Source organism: Acidovorax sp. FW305-C-20-28, from assembly GCF_058783375.1.
The window spans coordinates 16,256-32,187 of the sequence record NZ_JBYSYM010000028.1; the positions used below are offsets into that span (position 1 = coordinate 16,256).

Annotated in this window: 21 protein-coding genes; 12 read left to right on the forward strand and 9 right to left on the reverse strand. The window is 64.9% G+C overall.

Features of this window, described 5'->3' with window-relative positions:
- Positions 1-19: 19 nt before the first annotated feature.
- The 5 genes from AC3WOH_RS26395 to AC3WOH_RS26415 all read right to left on the reverse strand — a co-directional run bounded on the left by AC3WOH_RS26395 (position 20) and on the right by AC3WOH_RS26415 (position 3,662).
- On the reverse strand, positions 20-853 hold the full coding sequence (locus AC3WOH_RS26395) for a DMT family transporter (protein WP_492232293.1): 834 nt from the start codon (positions 851-853) through the stop codon (positions 20-22).
- 70 nt (positions 854-923) lie between these two features.
- Positions 924-1,634 (reverse strand): AraC family transcriptional regulator, encoded by a 711-nt coding sequence (locus AC3WOH_RS26400; RefSeq protein WP_492232294.1) that lies wholly within the window; start codon positions 1,632-1,634, stop codon positions 924-926.
- A gap of 13 nt (positions 1,635-1,647) precedes the next feature.
- Positions 1,648-2,628 carry a lipoyl synthase gene (lipA, locus tag AC3WOH_RS26405; protein WP_184864741.1) on the reverse strand — a complete coding sequence of 327 codons (981 nt, stop codon included), beginning with the start codon at positions 2,626-2,628 and terminating at the stop codon, positions 1,648-1,650.
- Positions 2,629-2,642: 14 nt separating this feature from the next.
- On the reverse strand, positions 2,643-3,281 hold the full coding sequence (gene lipB, locus AC3WOH_RS26410; RefSeq protein WP_492232360.1) for a lipoyl(octanoyl) transferase LipB: 639 nt from the start codon (positions 3,279-3,281) through the stop codon (positions 2,643-2,645).
- 60 nt (positions 3,282-3,341) lie between these two features.
- A complete protein-coding gene (locus AC3WOH_RS26415; protein WP_492232295.1) occupies positions 3,342-3,662 on the reverse strand; it encodes a YbeD family protein in 321 nt (106 codons plus the stop codon).
- Positions 3,663-3,932: 270 nt separating this feature from the next.
- Here AC3WOH_RS26415 and AC3WOH_RS26420 point away from each other — a divergent pair, with 270 nt between their 5' ends.
- The 9 genes from AC3WOH_RS26420 to AC3WOH_RS26460 all read left to right on the forward strand — a co-directional run bounded on the left by AC3WOH_RS26420 (position 3,933) and on the right by AC3WOH_RS26460 (position 11,108).
- A complete protein-coding gene (locus AC3WOH_RS26420; protein ID WP_492232296.1) occupies positions 3,933-4,406 on the forward strand; it encodes an ATP synthase subunit I in 474 nt (157 codons plus the stop codon).
- A 21-nt stretch (positions 4,407-4,427) separates the two neighbouring features.
- On the forward strand, positions 4,428-5,306 hold the full coding sequence (gene atpB, locus AC3WOH_RS26425) for a F0F1 ATP synthase subunit A (RefSeq protein ID WP_492232297.1): 879 nt from the start codon (positions 4,428-4,430) through the stop codon (positions 5,304-5,306).
- A gap of 54 nt (positions 5,307-5,360) precedes the next feature.
- Positions 5,361-5,630, forward strand: a complete 270-nt coding sequence (atpE, locus tag AC3WOH_RS26430; protein ID WP_007847749.1) for a F0F1 ATP synthase subunit C — start codon at positions 5,361-5,363, stop codon at positions 5,628-5,630.
- 34 nt (positions 5,631-5,664) lie between these two features.
- Positions 5,665-6,135, forward strand: a complete 471-nt coding sequence (locus AC3WOH_RS26435; protein WP_094285965.1) for a F0F1 ATP synthase subunit B — start codon at positions 5,665-5,667, stop codon at positions 6,133-6,135.
- A 10-nt stretch (positions 6,136-6,145) separates the two neighbouring features.
- Complete coding sequence (locus tag AC3WOH_RS26440; protein WP_184864729.1) at positions 6,146-6,688, forward strand: F0F1 ATP synthase subunit delta; 543 nt, start codon at positions 6,146-6,148, stop codon at positions 6,686-6,688.
- A gap of 41 nt (positions 6,689-6,729) precedes the next feature.
- Complete coding sequence (gene atpA, locus AC3WOH_RS26445; protein ID WP_492232298.1) at positions 6,730-8,283, forward strand: F0F1 ATP synthase subunit alpha; 1,554 nt, start codon at positions 6,730-6,732, stop codon at positions 8,281-8,283.
- Between the two features lie 18 nt (positions 8,284-8,301).
- Positions 8,302-9,168 carry a F0F1 ATP synthase subunit gamma gene (gene atpG, locus AC3WOH_RS26450; protein ID WP_492232299.1) on the forward strand — a complete coding sequence of 289 codons (867 nt, stop codon included), beginning with the start codon at positions 8,302-8,304 and terminating at the stop codon, positions 9,166-9,168.
- 33 nt (positions 9,169-9,201) lie between these two features.
- Positions 9,202-10,608, forward strand: coding sequence for a F0F1 ATP synthase subunit beta (gene atpD / locus AC3WOH_RS26455; protein WP_184864723.1), 1,407 nt, complete (start codon positions 9,202-9,204; stop codon positions 10,606-10,608).
- An 83-nt stretch (positions 10,609-10,691) separates the two neighbouring features.
- Positions 10,692-11,108, forward strand: a complete 417-nt coding sequence (locus AC3WOH_RS26460; protein ID WP_492232300.1) for a F0F1 ATP synthase subunit epsilon — start codon at positions 10,692-10,694, stop codon at positions 11,106-11,108.
- A gap of 99 nt (positions 11,109-11,207) precedes the next feature.
- On the opposite strand, the gene AC3WOH_RS26465 is transcribed toward AC3WOH_RS26460, so the two are convergent.
- From AC3WOH_RS26465 to AC3WOH_RS26475, 3 genes are all read right to left on the reverse strand, one after another.
- The gene (locus tag AC3WOH_RS26465; RefSeq protein ID WP_492232301.1) at positions 11,208-12,038 is read right to left on the reverse strand and encodes a VOC family protein; all 831 of its coding nucleotides are present in this window, start codon (positions 12,036-12,038) and stop codon (positions 11,208-11,210) included.
- Between the two features lie 192 nt (positions 12,039-12,230).
- Complete coding sequence (locus AC3WOH_RS26470; RefSeq protein WP_492232302.1) at positions 12,231-12,524, reverse strand: DUF4148 domain-containing protein; 294 nt, start codon at positions 12,522-12,524, stop codon at positions 12,231-12,233.
- Positions 12,525-12,581: 57 nt separating this feature from the next.
- On the reverse strand, positions 12,582-12,875 hold the full coding sequence (locus AC3WOH_RS26475) for a DUF4148 domain-containing protein (RefSeq protein WP_492228284.1): 294 nt from the start codon (positions 12,873-12,875) through the stop codon (positions 12,582-12,584).
- A gap of 382 nt (positions 12,876-13,257) precedes the next feature.
- Here AC3WOH_RS26475 and AC3WOH_RS26480 point away from each other — a divergent pair, with 382 nt between their 5' ends.
- The 3 genes from AC3WOH_RS26480 to AC3WOH_RS26490 are packed head-to-tail and all read left to right on the forward strand — an operon-like array spanning position 13,258 to position 15,263.
- Positions 13,258-13,707 carry a YybH family protein gene (locus AC3WOH_RS26480; protein WP_492232303.1) on the forward strand — a complete coding sequence of 150 codons (450 nt, stop codon included), beginning with the start codon at positions 13,258-13,260 and terminating at the stop codon, positions 13,705-13,707.
- A 13-nt stretch (positions 13,708-13,720) separates the two neighbouring features.
- Entirely contained in the window at positions 13,721-14,740 is a 1,020-nt protein-coding gene (locus tag AC3WOH_RS26485) for a YheT family hydrolase (RefSeq protein ID WP_492232304.1), read from the forward strand.
- Complete coding sequence (locus tag AC3WOH_RS26490) at positions 14,733-15,263, forward strand: DUF2946 family protein (RefSeq protein WP_492232305.1); 531 nt, start codon at positions 14,733-14,735, stop codon at positions 15,261-15,263. Before AC3WOH_RS26485 ends, AC3WOH_RS26490 begins: the two co-directional genes overlap by 8 nt.
- A 74-nt stretch (positions 15,264-15,337) precedes the next feature.
- Here the strand turns inward: AC3WOH_RS26490 and AC3WOH_RS26495 are convergent, their stop codons facing one another.
- Positions 15,338-15,901: a c-type cytochrome gene (locus tag AC3WOH_RS26495; RefSeq protein ID WP_492232306.1), complete on the reverse strand. Its 564-nt coding sequence runs from the start codon at positions 15,899-15,901 to the stop codon at positions 15,338-15,340.
- Positions 15,902-15,932: the final 31 nt, after the last annotated feature.

The following is a 15,932-nucleotide window of genomic DNA, read 5'->3' on the forward strand; positions in this document are numbered from 1 at the left end:
CCCGTGGCGCTCGGCCTGCCTATTTCTGCCGCAGGCCCAGGATGGCCGCTCCGATGATCATGGCCGTGGCCAGCGCGATGCTGCCGCTGAAGTTGCGGCCGCTCACCACGATCAGCAAGGCGGTCGAGGCCAGCGGCGTGATGTAGCTCAGGATGCCGATGTGCCGCGCATCGCCGAGCTTGAGCGCCTTGTCCCAGAGGAAGAACGAGGCCCCGAGCGGCCCCAGGCCCAGCACGCTGAGCAGCAGCCAGTCGCGCGCCACGAGCGTGGCGGCCGGCTCCAGCACCGCGTGGCAGAGCAGCGAGAGCACGCCCGAGACCAGACCGAACAGGCCGATGGCCGTGGTGGGAAAGGCCGCGACGCGCTTGGTCATGAGCGAATAGGTGGCCCAGATCAGCGCCGCCGCGAAGGCTGGCACATAGCCCCAGGCCAGGGTGCCGCTGAGGCCGCGCCCACCCGCGATGGCGATGGCCGCGCCGCCAAAGCCCAGCAGCGCCGCCAGCACATGCGGCCAGCGCAGCGACACGCCGGGCAGCACCACGGGAGCGAGCACCACGATGAACAGCGGCCACAGGTAGTTGACCAGGTTGGCCTCCACCGGTGGCGCGTGGCGCAGCGCGATGAACAGCAGGAAGTGGTAGGCGAACAGGCCGTACACCCCCAGGGCCAGCGTGCGCAGCGGAATGCGCCACTGCAACGGGTCGCGCAGCACGAAGGGCCAGGCCGGCACGCTGCCGATGATGAGTGCCACCCCCGTGAGCAGGAACGGGGGCACATGGGTCAGCGAGACGCCCAGCGAGGCGAGCGAGGCCCACAGCGCGATGGCGCCCAGGGCGTAGAGATTGGCTTGCATGCCGCCAATGTAGGCGGCTGCACCGTCGCGTGCCGATGGTGCATCGTCGCGAACCGACGGTGTGGGCGGTTCAATCGCGCCGCAGGGCGGCGGTCAGCGCGGAGGGCGAGCGGTAGCCCGTGCGCCGTGCCACCTCGGCCACGGCCATGCCGCCCGAGCGCAGCAGCCGGGCGTGCTCCAGGCGCTGGCTGCGCAGCCAGCCCATGGCACCCTGGCCCTGTTCCTCGCGGCAGCGCGCGGCGAACTGGCTGGGGCTCAGGTGCACCTGCTCTGCCATGTCCGCCACCGACAGGGGCAGGTGCCACCGCTGGGCAGCCCAGCGGCGCAGCGCCGGCCAGTCGATGGCGCGGCGCCGGGTGTCGAGTTCGAGGGGGGAGGGGGCTTGCAAGGAAAGGAGCGACGGGCTCCAGGCCTCCAGCAACAGCGCCGGGCCGTGGGCCTGGGCCAGCGGGCGGCCTTGTTGCAGCGCGCTGGCCAGGTAGCGGGCCAGCGCCAGTGCGGGCGGGGGCGGCGCCGTCTGCAGCGCGGGCGCCGTGCAGCGCGTCCAGCCCAGGTCGCTGCTGTCCAGCACCAGGCACAGGCTGCCGCCGCGGGCCTCGAAATCGTGGTGGGCCCCCGGGGCGATCACACAGCCGCCGCCGACGGGCACGCGCATGCCGCGCCCGTCGATCTCCAGCTCCAGTTGGCCGGCCAGGCCCAGCAGCACCTGGAAGTGGCCGTGGCTGTGGCTGCCCGGGGACGGACCGTACCGGCGCAGCGAGAGCGAGCCGGCGGTGTCCATGTTGTGTGCGGGCTTACACGCCCGCGGCGTGGGCCTGCTGGTCGGCGTGGTAGCTCGAGCGCACCATGGCACCCACGGCTGCGTGGCTGAAGCCCATCTTGTAGGCCTCTTCCTCGAACATCTTGAAGGTGTCGGGGTGCACGTAGCGGCGCACGGGCAGGTGGCTGTTGCTGGGCGACAGGTACTGGCCGATGGTCAGCATGTCGATGTCGTGCGCGCGCATGTCGCGCATGACCTGGAGGATCTCTTCGTCCGTCTCGCCCAGGCCCACCATGATGCCGCTCTTGGTCGGCACCGTGGGGTGCAGGGCCTTGAACTTCTTGAGCAGGTTCAGGCTGAACTGGTAGTCTGAACCGGGGCGCGCTTCCTTGTACAGGCGGGGCGCGGTTTCCAGGTTGTGGTTCATCACGTCGGGCGGCGCGGCCTTGAGGATTTCGAGCGCGCGGTCGTCGCGGCCACGGAAATCGGGCACCAGGATCTCGATCTGCGTGAGCGGCGAGAGTTCGCGGATGTTCTGGATGCACTCCACGAAGTGGCCGCTGCCGCCATCGCGCAGGTCGTCGCGGTCCACACTGGTGATCACCACGTACTTCAGGCGCAGCTGAGCGATGGTGCGCGCCAGGTTCAGCGGCTCGTCCTTGTCCAGCGGGTCGGGGCGGCCATGGCCCACGTCGCAGAAGGGGCAGCGGCGCGTGCACTTGTCGCCCATGATCATGAAGGTGGCCGTGCCCTTGCCGAAGCATTCGCCGATGTTGGGGCAGGAGGCCTCTTCGCACACCGTGTGCAGGTTGTTCTGGCGCAGGATGTCCTTGATCTCGTAGAAGCGCGTGGTGGGCGAGCCCGCCTTCACGCGGATCCACTCGGGCTTCTTGAGCACTTCGCCCTGCTCGACCTTGATCGGAATGCGCGACAGCTTGGCCGCGGCCTTCTGCTTGGCCAGCGGGTTGTAGGCTTCGGTGGACTGCGCTTCGCGGACGACGTCGGTGGTGCTCATGGCTTGGTAGCGGTTCAGGGAGACAGGCGGATGCCGAGCTGCTGGCCCAGCACCTTGGCAGCATCGTCCCAGGTGGTTTGGACCCCGATTGTAGAAAGGTCCACGGTTTGCAGTCCCGCGTAGCCGCAAGGGTTGATACGGTGGAAGGGTTCCAGGTCCATCGCCACGTTGAGCGCGGCGCCATGGTAGGTGCTGTGGCGGCTGACCTTGATGCCCAGGGCGGCGATCTTGCCCAGGCCTTCGAAATCGGGCTCCACCGGCCCCGCAGCTTCGCGCTTTTGCGGGCGCTGGGGCAGCATGGCGTGGCTGTGCGGGTCGTCCAGGCGCACATAGATGCCGGGGGCACCGGCCACGCGGTGGCCGGTCACGCCGAAGTGCGCCAGCGTGCGGATGATCGCTTCTTCCAGGCGGTAGACGTATTCCTTGACGAAGTAGCCCGCGCGCTGCAGGTCGATCAGCGGGTAGGCCACCACCTGGCCCGGCCCGTGGAAGGTGACCTGGCCGCCGCGGTTGGTGGGCACCACGGGGATCGCGCCGGGGTGCAGTACATGGTCGCTCTTGCCCGCCAGGCCCTGGGTGAAGACGGCGTCGTGCTCGCACAGCCACAGCGCGTCAGGCGTTTCGGCCGTGCGCGTGGCCGTGTACTCCTGCATGGCCTGCACGGTGGCGGCGTAGTCCACCCGCCCGAGCGTGCGCAGATCGATGGCCACGGGCTACAGCACTACTTTGACGAGCGGGTGGGAGGAGAGGGCGCGGTACAGGTCGTCGAGCTGCTCGCGGCTGGTGGCCGTGATGGTGACTGTAACTCCGAGGTAATTGCCCTTGCTGCTGTCGCGCAGTTCAATGGTGGCGGGGTCGAAGGTCGGGTCGTACTGGTGGGCCAGCTCGGTGACCGCGTGCACGAAGCCGTCGACCTTGGTGCCCATGACCTTGATCGGGAACCGCGAGGGGTACTCGATCAGCGAGTCCTTGCGGGCATCCGCAGCGGAGGAATCGAGGATGGTGAGGTTCGGAGGCAAAGGAGTGGACGTCATGAAAGGCTCTGGTTGCGGTCGCCGTGCTGGCGCTGCCATTGTGCGGCAAGCCCCTTTGGGCGGCGGGGGTGTGTCACATGCCCATGCGCGTTTTCGGTGCATAACACGGGGTTGCGTGCCATTGGCGTGCGTTGGCGACTCACCACAACAGTGCTGGCGGGCGCACGCCATCGGACCTGGTTTGCAGGTCTTTGTAGTTCACAACGGGTTTTTACTTATAATTAGAGGCTTTGTGAAATTTGCAGTCTGTAACAGGGGCGTTACTCAACAATGAAAACAATCGCCCCCGAGACTGAAGCTGAGGCTGAAGATTCTGACTTCAAGCCCCTGACCGCGCAGGAAGCGCAGCAGTGGCGAAGCCGCAACCCTCCCGTCTCGATGTGGAAGGTGGTGGCCGGTCAGGCGCTTGTCGGCATGCTCGTGGCCCTGGTGGCCTGGGGGCTGACGGGCAGGACCGAGGTGGGCTGGTCTGCCGCCTACGGCGCGCTTGCAGTGGTGGCTCCGGCCGCATTGTTCGCCCGTGGGTTGTCGCGCCAGATGGCGTCCGCGAATGCGGGTGCGTCCATGGCGGGGTTCTTTGGTTGGGAGATTGCCAAGATCGTGTTCACCGTCGCGCTGCTGGCTGCGGCCCCCTGGGTTGTTCCGGGGCTGGTGTGGCTTGCCTTGCTGGCGGGCATGGTGATCACGATGAAAACGTACTGGGTGGCACTCATGGTGCGGCCCGGTGTCCGAAAAACCGATTGATAGTTACGAGAGAGTTGTCCGATGGCCGCAGAAGCGCACGCTCCGACTGCAAGTGAATACATCGTTCACCACCTGCAGCATCTTCAAAACGTCAACCAGACCAAGATTGTTGACTTCACGGTCATCAACTATGACTCGATCATTGTCGGTTTGGTTCTGGGCGCGCTGACCCTTTTGATCCTGTGGTCCGCTGCCCGCAAGGCCACCTCCGGCGTGCCCGGCCGCTTCCAGGCCGCTGTGGAAATGCTGGTCGAAATGGTGGACAACCAGGCCAAGGCCAACATCCACAACGCCGAAAGCCGCAAGTTCATCGCCCCCCTGGGTCTCACGGTGTTCGTCTGGATCTTCCTGATGAACTTCATGGACATGCTGCCCGTGGACCTGCTGCCCGCAATCTGGGCCCAGATCTACGGCGCTGCCGGCCACGATCCGCACCATGCCTACCTGCGCGTCGTGCCCACGGCCGACCTGTCGACCACCCTGGGCCTGGCATTCGCCATCCTGATCCTGCGCTTCTGGTACAGCGTCAAGATCAAGGGCGTCGGCGGCTGGAGCCATGAACTCGTGTCGGCCCCGTTCGGCACCAGCAAGAATCCCATCTTCGCCCTGATTCTGGGCGTGGTGAACCTGCTCATGCAGGTCATTGAATATGTCGCCAACACCGTGTCGCATGGCATGCGGTTGTTCGGCAACATGTACGCCGGCGAACTGGTGTTCATGCTGATCGCCCTGATGGGTGGTGCGGCTGCACTGTCGCTGTCGGGTGTGCTGCTGCCTGTGGGCCACGTCATCGCTGGCACCATCTGGACGCTGTTCCACATTCTGGTGATCTCGCTGCAAGCCTTCATCTTCATGATGCTTGCGCTGATCTACCTCGGTCAGGCGCACAACGCGCACTAACGGTTCCCTTTCGTTTCCTTTTCAACCTTTCCTTTTTTTAACTCAGGAGTCATCATGGAAAACATTCTCGGTCTCGTCGCTCTGGCTTGTGGTCTGATCGTTGGCCTCGGCGCTATCGGCGCTTCCATCGGTATCGCACTGATGGGTGGCAAGTTCCTCGAATCGTCGGCACGTCAGCCTGAGCTGATCAACGAACTGCAAACCAAGATGTTCATCTTGGCCGGTCTGATCGACGCCGCCTTCCTGATCGGCGTGGCCATCGCCCTGCTGTTCGCTTTCGCAAACCCCTTCGCTTCCACGTTCTTGGCCAACCTGCCCAAGTAATTCCCTCCCAACGCCACTCTAGAAAGGTGTTGCCGTGAGTATCAACGCGACCCTGTTCATTCAGGCCATCGTCTTCCTGATCCTGGTGTGGTTCACGATGAAGTTCGTGTGGCCCCCGATCGCGAAGGCGTTGGATGAACGAGCCCAGAAAATCGCCGAAGGCCTCGCTGCTGCCGACCGTGCCAAGTCCGAACTGACCGCTGCCAATCAGAAGGTCGAGAAGGAACTGGCGCAGGTGCGCAACGAAACGGCCTCGCGTCTTGCGGACGCCGACCGCCGTGCCCAGGCCATCATCGAAGAAGCCAAGGCACGCGCCACGGAGGAAGGCAACAAGATCGTTGCATCCGCACGTGCCGAAGCCGAACAGCAAACGGTGCAAGCCCGCGAAGCCCTGCGTGAGCAGGTGGCCGCGCTGGCCGTCAAGGGTGCTGAGCAGATTCTCCGCAAGGAAGTCAATGCCGGCGTTCACGCCGACCTGCTCAACCGCCTGAAGACCGAGCTGTAAGGGGACACACATGGCTGAACTCGCCACCATTGCCCGTCCCTACGCCGAAGCCCTGTTCAAGGCCGCTACCGCGGGTGCGGGCATGGACCTGGCCAGCACCGCTGACTGGGTCGATGAACTGGCGGCTATTGCCGCCAACCCCCAGCTGCGCCAGCTGGCGGACAGCCCCAAGGTGACGGCAGACCAGGTGTTTGCCGTCTTCACGGGTGTTGCGCGTTCGGCGCTGTCCGATACGGCCAAGAATTTCCTGCGCACGGTCATCGACAACGGGCGCCTTGCAGCGCTGCCGGAAGTCGCCGTGCAATTCCGTGCCCTCGTGAATCGCCGCGCCGGCTCCTCGGACGCCGTGGTGCACAGCGCCTTCCCGATGGATGCCGCAGCACTGGCTGAGGTCAGCGCCGCGCTGGAAAAGCGCTTCGGCCGCAAGCTCAACCTCACCGTTCAGCTGGACGAGTCCCTGATCGGTGGCATTCGCGTAGTGGTGGGTGACGAGGTGCTGGACACTTCGGTCAAGGCCCGTCTTGAACAAATGAAAGCGGCCCTCACCGCGTAAACGCGGCGAGGACAGCGAACCAAAGAAAGAAGGAAAGAGTCATGCAACTCAATCCCGCAGAAATTTCTGAACTCATCAAGAGCCGCATCGAAGGTCTGGCCGCCAGCAGCGATATCCGCAACCAGGGTACCGTGGTGTCCGTGTCCGACGGTATCGTGCGCGTGCACGGCCTGTCCGACGTGATGGCCGGCGAAATGCTCGAGTTCCCCGCCACCAAGGACGGCCAGCCCTCCTTCGGCCTGGCCCTGAACCTCGAGCGCGACTCCGTCGGCGCCGTGATTCTGGGTGAGTACGAGCACATCTCCGAAGGCGACACCGTCAAGTGCACGGGCCGCATTCTGGAAGTGCCCGTGGGCCCCGAACTGGTCGGCCGCGTGGTGAACGCCCTGGGCCAGCCGCTCGACGGCAAGGGTCCCATCAACGCCAAGCTCACCGACGTGATCGAAAAGGTCGCTCCGGGCGTGATCGCCCGTAAATCGGTGGACCAACCCCTGCAAACCGGCCTGAAGTCCATCGACTCCATGGTGCCTGTGGGCCGTGGCCAGCGCGAGCTGATCATCGGTGACCGCCAGACCGGCAAGACGGCCGTCGCCATCGACGCCATCATCGCCCAGAAGGGCCAGGGCGTGACGTGTATCTACGTCGCCATCGGCCAGAAGGCTTCGTCGATCAAGAACGTGGTGCGCGCGCTGGAACAAGCCGGTGCCATGGAATACACGATCGTGGTGGCCGCATCGGCCTCCGAATCGGCTGCCATGCAGTACGTGTCGGCCTACTCGGGCTGCACGATGGGCGAGTACTTCCGCGACCGCGGCCAGGACGCCCTGATTGTTTATGACGACCTGTCCAAGCAGGCCGTGGCCTACCGCCAGGTTTCGCTGCTGCTGCGCCGCCCACCAGGCCGCGAAGCCTACCCCGGCGATGTGTTCTATCTCCACAGCCGCCTGCTCGAGCGCGCAGCCCGCGTGAACGCCGACTACGTCGAAGCCTTCACCAAGGGTGAAGTCAAGGGCAAGACCGGTTCGCTGACGGCTCTGCCCATCATCGAAACGCAAGCCGGCGACGTGTCCGCCTTCGTTCCGACCAACGTGATCTCGATCACGGACGGCCAGATCTTCCTGGAAACCAGCCTGTTCAACGCCGGTATCCGCCCCGCCATCAACGCCGGTATCTCGGTGTCGCGCGTGGGTGGTGCTGCCCAGACCAAGCTGGTGAAGAACCTGTCCGGCGGTATCCGTACCGACCTGGCCCAGTACCGTGAACTGGCTGCCTTTGCGCAGTTCGCTTCCGACCTGGACGAAGCTACCCGCAAGCAGCTGGACCGCGGTGCCCGCGTGACCGAACTGCTCAAGCAGGCACAGTACAGCCCGCTGTCCATCTCGCTGATGGCTTCGACGCTGTTCGCTGTGAACAAGGGCTTCATGGACGACATCGACGTCAAGAAGGTTCTCGACTTCGAACACGGCCTGCACCAGTTCCTGAAGACCAGCCACGCCGCACTGCTGGCCAAGCTGGAACAGGCCAAGGCCATGGACAAGGACGCAGAAGCCGAACTGACCGCTGCCATCGGCGCGTTCAAGAAGTCGTTCGCTTAAACCGGACGAGGAGCCATCATGGCAGCAGGCAAGGAAATACGCGGCAAGATCAAATCGGTGGAAAACACCAAGAAGATCACCAAGGCCATGGAGATGGTGGCTGCATCCAAAATGCGCAAGGCGCAGGACCGGATGCGCGCTGCCCGTCCCTACAGCGAGAAGATCCGCAACATTGCAGCCAACCTCGGCCACGCCAACCCCGAATACGTGCATCCGTTCATGAAGTTGAACGATGCCAAGGTGGCGGGCGTGATCGTGGTGACGACGGACAAGGGCCTGTGCGGCGGCATGAACACCAACGTGTTGCGTGCCGTGACGACCAAGTTGCGTGAACTGCAGACCGCTGGCGTGTCGACGGAAGCCGTGGCGATTGGCAACAAGGGCCTGGGTTTCCTGAACCGTGTCGGTGCCAAGGTGGTTTCGCACGTGACGGGTCTGGGCGACACGCCCCATCTGGACAAGCTGATCGGCCCGGTCAAGGTGCTGCTCGACGCGTATGCGGAAGGCAAGATCAACGCGGTGTACCTGAGCTACACCAAGTTCATCAACACCATGCGCCAGGAATCGGTGGTGGAGCAGCTGCTCCCCCTGTCGTCCGAGCAACTGCAGGCCGACAAGACCGAGCATGGCTGGGACTACATCTACGAACCCGATGCCCAGACCGTGATCGACGATCTGCTGGTCCGCTATGTCGAATCCCTGATCTACCAGGCCGTTGCGGAAAACATGGCGTCCGAGCAGTCGGCACGCATGGTGGCCATGAAGGCCGCCACCGACAACGCCGGCAGCGTCATTGGCGAGTTGAAGCTGGTCTACAACAAGACGCGCCAGGCAGCGATCACGAAGGAACTGTCCGAGATCGTGGCTGGCGCCGCTGCTGTGTAAGCAGCTCAACCAACATCTATATTGGAGCGAAAAATGGCTCAAGTGCAAGGCAAGATTGTTCAATGTATCGGCGCTGTGGTGGACGTTGAGTTCCCGCGCGACCAGATGCCCAAGGTTTACGACGCCCTGAAGCTCGAAGGCACGACGCTGACGCTGGAAGTGCAGCAGCAGCTGGGCGACGGCGTGGTGCGTACCATTGCCCTGGGTTCGTCCGACGGCCTGCGCCGCGGCATCATGGTGACCAACACCGGCAACGCCATCACCGTGCCCGTGGGCAAGGCAACGCTGGGCCGCATCATGGACGTGCTGGGCGCGCCCATCGACGAGCGTGGTCCCGTGAGCCAGGAACTGACGGCATCCATCCACCGCAAGGCCCCTGCGTACGACGAACTGTCGCCTTCGCAAGAGCTGCTGGAAACCGGCATCAAGGTGATCGACCTGGTGTGCCCGTTCGCCAAGGGCGGCAAGGTGGGTCTGTTCGGTGGCGCCGGCGTGGGCAAGACCGTGAACATGATGGAACTCATCAACAACATCGCCAAGGCCCACTCGGGTCTGTCGGTGTTCGCTGGTGTGGGCGAGCGTACCCGCGAAGGGAACGACTTCTACCATGAAATGGCCGATTCCGGCGTGGTGAACCTCGAGAAGCTCGAAGAGTCCAAGGTCGCCATGGTCTACGGCCAGATGAACGAGCCACCAGGCAACCGTCTGCGCGTGGCGCTGACCGGCCTGACCATCGCCGAGTCCTTCCGTGACGAAGGCCGTGACGTGCTGTTCTTCGTGGACAACATCTACCGCTACACGCTGGCCGGTACCGAAGTGTCCGCTCTGCTGGGCCGCATGCCTTCCGCCGTGGGCTACCAGCCTACGCTGGCCGAGGAAATGGGCCGCCTGCAAGAGCGTATCACCTCGACCAAGGTCGGTTCGATCACCTCCATCCAGGCCGTGTACGTGCCAGCCGATGACTTGACCGACCCCTCGCCCGCCACGACCTTCGCCCACTTGGACTCCACCGTGGTGCTGTCGCGTGACATCGCTTCGCTGGGTATCTACCCTGCCGTGGACCCGCTGGACTCCACCAGCCGCCAGCTGGACCCGAACGTCGTGGGCGAAGACCACTACGCCACGGCCCGCGCCGTGCAAGGCACGCTGCAGCGCTACAAGGAATTGCGCGACATCATCGCCATTCTGGGCATGGACGAACTGGCTCCTGAAGACAAGCTGGCCGTGGCCCGCGCGCGCAAGATCCAGCGTTTCCTGTCGCAGCCATTCCACGTGGCCGAAGTGTTCACGGGCTCGCCAGGCAAGTACGTGCCCCTGGCCGAAACCATCCGTGGTTTCAAGATGATCGTGAACGGCGAGTGCGACCACCTGCCAGAACAAGCGTTCTACATGGTCGGCACCATCGACGAAGCCTTCGAAAAGGCCAAGAAGGTGGCCTGATTGCCCGGGAAGGCTGAACAGCCCTGCGCTGCGCAGCCTTCAAGAGCAGCCAAGCAACCCATCCCCTTTTTCGAGGAGCAATGATGAACACCATCCACGTTGATGTGGTCAGTGCCGAAGAGTCCATCTTCTCCGGTGAAGCACGCTTTGTCGCGCTGCCTGGTGAATCTGGCGAGCTGGGCATCTATCCCCGCCACACCCCGCTGATCACGCGCATCAAGCCCGGCTCGGTGCGCATCGAGATGGCCAACGGCAACGAAGAGTTCGTCTTTGTGGCCGGTGGCATTCTGGAAGTGCAGCCCAACTGCGTGACCGTGCTGTCCGATACCGCCATCCGCGGCAAGGACCTGGACGACGAGAAGGCCAACGCGGCCAAGGCATCTGCCGAGGAAGCGCTGAAGAACGCCAAGAGCGAGATCGACCTGGCCAAGGCCCAGTCCGAGCTGGCCGTCATGGCTGCCCAGATCGCCGCGCTGCGCAAGTTCCGCCAGAAGAAGTAAGCAAGTAAGCAAGCGAGCAAGTAAGAAGCGAAAACAAGTAAGCAAGCCCTCCGGATCCTCGCGGATCTGGCCTGAAAACCCGGCCTCGGCCGGGTTTTTTTATGCCTGTACGCCAGGGCCCTCGACCAGGTGGATCTGCAGGCCTTCACACGCCAGCGAAAGTCTGCCCTCCGTGGTGCCGTCGGCCTGAAGCAGCCCTCGGGAGGCCAGGAAGGCACGCGCCGTGGCCAGCGAGTGCACGCCGAAGGCGAGCGACTCGATGCGCAGCTCGACGGCGGCAAACAGTTCCAGCGCGATGCCAGGCGCCAGGGTGATGGCCTGGCCCGGCGGGGAGCCTGCGAGGGCTTGCCAGCGGCCCTGGTGGGCCGACAAGTCCGGCGTGCCCATGCGCACCGTCTGCAACCCCAGGAGCCCCAAGGGGCCGCCACCCTGCTCCCGCAGCGATTGCCGGTGCTGTGCGCGGCGTTGCGCGGGCGTGGCGGCTTCGTCCCAAGGGTAGATGCTTCCCCGGGGATCCCATTCGCAAAAGAACACGCAGCATTCCGGCGCCGACAGGTCCAGCAGTACGGAGTTGGTGAAGTTTGTGACCACTTCGCCGCATGCGTTGGTGGAGGTGAAAGGGCGGGGCGGCTTGCACGACACGCCCCGCGCAGACGCCTGGGCCATGGCCGCCGGCAGAGGGCCTTCAGGCTCGAGCGCAAAGCCGTGCACGAGCGGGGGTTGTGCGTGGGCCGGCAGGTCGGAATTCGATGCCGCGGCCCAGAACTCCAGGTCGGTGTTGTCCACATGCACCCAGCCGTACGTGGCGAACGCGGTGTGCTGCAAGGGCCAGGCCACGGGCAAGCCGAAGACGCCGCTGAACAATTCGAACAAGGGCTCTGCGTCGCCCAGGCGCAGCATGATGTGATCGATGGATCGGTAGGCTGGCATCAGCGGTGGGCGTGCATGTTCCTTGTCTGCGCATTGTGCCCGCGCCCGGCCGCCGGAAAATTCTGGGTCCAGGTGAGCGTTCACTTGCGGCTTTCCGCTGTGCCCATGCAAAAAGGCCGCTGCCCCTCGCGGGACACCGGCCTTTTTGCATGGAGGCTGCAGTGCGGTCTGCAGCCTGCCTTGCCTGTTCGATTACAGGGCGCTGATTTCGCCCGAAGGGATCTGGCCCAGACGAACGGCTTCGGCAGCCGCAGCACGCACGGCAGCACGGTCAGCCGTGGACTTGTAGGTCACGACACGCGAACCAGCGGGTTCCAGGCTGCGGGTCTGTGCCACGGCGGCGGCTTCGGCAGCCACTTCAGCGCGGGTGCGGTTCGTGTCGAACTTCAGGGCGAACTGCGAAGCGTCGGCTTCGTCAGCGTGGGCGCCAAAGGCAGAGAAAGCAGCCACAGCGGCGATGGAGAGGATGCGAGCGGTCTTGTTCATGGTGATCTCGATTCTTTGAAATAGGGGTAGAGGGTCAGTTCAGTTCGGGGGCGCTGATTACAGAGCGCTGATCTCACCCGAAGGGATCTGGCCGGTGCGCACGGCTTCGGCGGCAGCGGCACGCACGGCAGCGCGGTCAGCCGTCGACTTGTAGGTCACCACGCGGGAACCAGCGGGTTCCAGGCTGCGCGTCTGGGCGACGGTGGCGGCTTCGGCGGCCACTTCGGCGCGGGTGCGGTTGGTTTCGAACTTGGTGGCGAATTGCGAAGCATCGGCTTCGTCAGCGTAAGCGCCGAAAGAAGCGAAAGCAGCCACAGCGGCGATGGAGAGGAAGCGGGCGGTCGTGTTCATGATGAAATCCTTTGAAGATAAAGAAGCGTCTCAATAAAACCGGGACAGAAACCATTCCTGAACCGGGTTCGGTGAGTCGCCTTGCGGGTTCGGCTCATCGATGGGTTGAACTGTACGCCGTTGGTGTTCAGAGAAAAACCATCTGGTCGCGAACTAACTGTTCCAGTATTGGAAACAATGGATCGGGAACTTTTGCGGGTTTACCCGTGCCTCACCGCAGTAGCAAGGCCCGTGATCCGCTGGGTAGAGAAAAACCCGTGGCCACCAACGGAACAATGGCAAAACCCGGTGTGCTTGCCGCGTGGACGTGCCCACCCGGGTGGGCCCACAAGCCCGGCGGACCGCGCACAATAGGCGCACTGTCCACCACCCCTTCTTGCCCATGCCCCGCGCACGACCCATCGCTGCCACTTTGGGCGGCTCTTCGGACGAGACCGAAACCGCTTTCTACGACGCACTCCAGCGGGGTGATCTCGAACTGCTGATGTCGTGCTGGGCCGATGAAGAGGACATCGTCTGCGTGCACCCGGGTGGTCCGCGGCTCGTCGGGGCCCCCGCCATCCGCGCCGCGTTCGAGGCCATGTTTTCCAACGGCACGGTGCGTGCCCGGCCGACCCAGGTGCGCCGGGTGCAGGCGCTGACCAGCGCCGTGCACAGCGTGGCCGAGCATGTCGAGGTGATGCTGCCCGACGGCATGCACCGGGCCATCGTGATCGCCACCAACGTGTACCACAAGACGCCGCAGGGCTGGCGCCTGGTCGTGCACCACGCCAGCGCAGGTGTGGTGGAGGACGTGCAGGCCATGCAGGCGCAGCAGCCGGTGCTGCACTGAGGGTGCCCGCGCCATGCAGTATGTAGCGCCGCGATGGCTGCCCGGCGGGCAGCTGCAGACCATCTGGCCCGCGTTGTACTCGCGCCGTGTGTTCGGTGCCCAGCCGCCGCCCTACCGGCGCGAGCGCTGGGACACACCCGATGGCGATTTCGTGGATGTGGATTTCCTCGATGACGGGGTGGCTCCCGGCGTGGAGCGACCGCTGCTGGTGGTGTTCCATGGCCTCGAAGGCTCTTCGCGCAGCCACTACAGCGAGGCCTTTGCCGACCTCGCGCGCGAGCGCGGCTGGGCCTGTGCGCTGCCGCATTTCCGCGGCTGCAGCGGCGAGATCAACCGCGCCCCGCGCGCCTACCACTCGGGGGACCATGCCGAGATCGGCTGGATGCTGCAGCGCCTGCGCGCCGCTCACCAGGGGCCGCTGATGGCGGCAGGCGTTTCCCTGGGAGGCAATGCACTGTTGCGCTGGGCCGCCGAGGTGGGCGAAGACGCAGGCCGTTGCGTGGACGCGGTGGCGGCGGTGTGCTCCCCCATCGATCTGGCCGCCGGCGGGCATGCCATCGGGCGGGGTTTCAACCGGCAGGTCTACACGCGCATGTTCATGCGCACCCTGGTGCCCAAGGCCTTGCAGAAGCTGGCCCAGCACCCGGGCCTGTTCGACCGCCAGGCGCTGTTGGCGGCGCGCGACCTGTACGCCTTCGACAATGTCTTCACCGCGCCGGTGCACGGCTTTCGCAACACCGAGGACTATTGGTCGCGGGCATCGGCCAAGCCGCTGCTGCACCGCATCCGTATCCCGGCGCTGGTGGTGAATGCACGCAACGACCCCTTTGTTCCGGCCAGCAGCCTGCCCGGCGTGCACGAGGTGGGGCGTTGCGTCACCCTGTGGCAGCCGGCGCATGGTGGCCATGTGGGTTTTGCCAAAGGGCGTCTGCCGGGCCATGTGCGGGCCATGCCCGATGCCGTGGGCGCCTGGCTCGCGGCGCAGGCTGACACGCAAGGCCGCGCAGCGGGGGCACAATCGCGCCATGGATGACATCGTCAAACAGGCCCTGGCCAAATGGCCCAACGTGCCCGACTGCTACGGCTGGCTGGGGCTGGATGCGCGCGGGCGCTGGTACATGCGCGATGACCGCACGCAGGCCGCCGGCCCCTTCCCGCAGGCCAAGGGCTCATTGCTGCAGCACGAGAAGCTGATCGACTTCATTCACCGCAACTACGAGGCGGATGGGGCCGGGCAGTGGTTCTTCCAGAACGGGCCGCAGCGTGTGTACGTGGAGCTCGAAGCCACGCCGCTGGTCTGGCGCCTGTCGGCCGATGGAGCTGTGACCTCGCACACCGGACAGCCCACCACGGTGGAGCAATGCCTGCTCGATGCACAGGGGCGGGTCTACCTGGTGACGCCCCTGGGCCTGGGCCTGGTGCACACCTTGGACGTGGGCCTGGCGGCCGAGGCGGTGGAGCAAGGGCGCTGGACGCCGCTGGAGGTGCGGGCCGAGGACCTGCCGGCACGCCATGGTTTCGTCACCAGCCCTGCTGCGCGGCACGCGGCTGCCTGAACGGCTCATCGCTTCCGGCAAGGCACAAAAAAGCCGACCTCATGGGGTCGGCTTTTTGCTGAGGTAGCGTGTGCTTACTGCGAAGCGCCCGAGGCTGGCGCTGCGGCTGCACCACCGTCGGCTGCTGCGGAGGCTGCCGCCGCAGGCGCTGCGGGTTCTTCGAACTTGGCACCACCGGCATTGGCCATGAAGGCCACGGCACGTGCGATCTCGGTGTCGCTGAAGTCGCCACCACCCTGAGGGGCCATCGCGCCCTTGCCCTTGAGGGCCGACTGGACCAGCGTTTCAAAGCCGGTCTTGATGCGGGCCGACCAGGCCGCGGCATCACCAAACTTCGGGGCACCTGCTGCGCCGGTGGCGTGGCAGGCGGCGCACTGGGCCTTGTAGACGGCTTCGCCATTGGCCAGGGGACGGTTCGCGTCACGCACTTCGACCACGCCCACCTTCTGGATGCGGGCTGCGGTGGCCTTCTGGCTGTCGACTGCACCGGCGCCCGGCTTGTCGGCCGAGGTCACGTAGAGGACGAGGCCGATGATGGCAAAAATCGGAATCACAAACGAGGCAAGTACCGCGACCAGCAACTGCTTGGGGTTCTTGATCGGGCCGGTATGGGCTTCTTCGTGGTGGGTGTCGCTCATGACTTCCTCGGGTTTATCGTGGGGCTTTGAT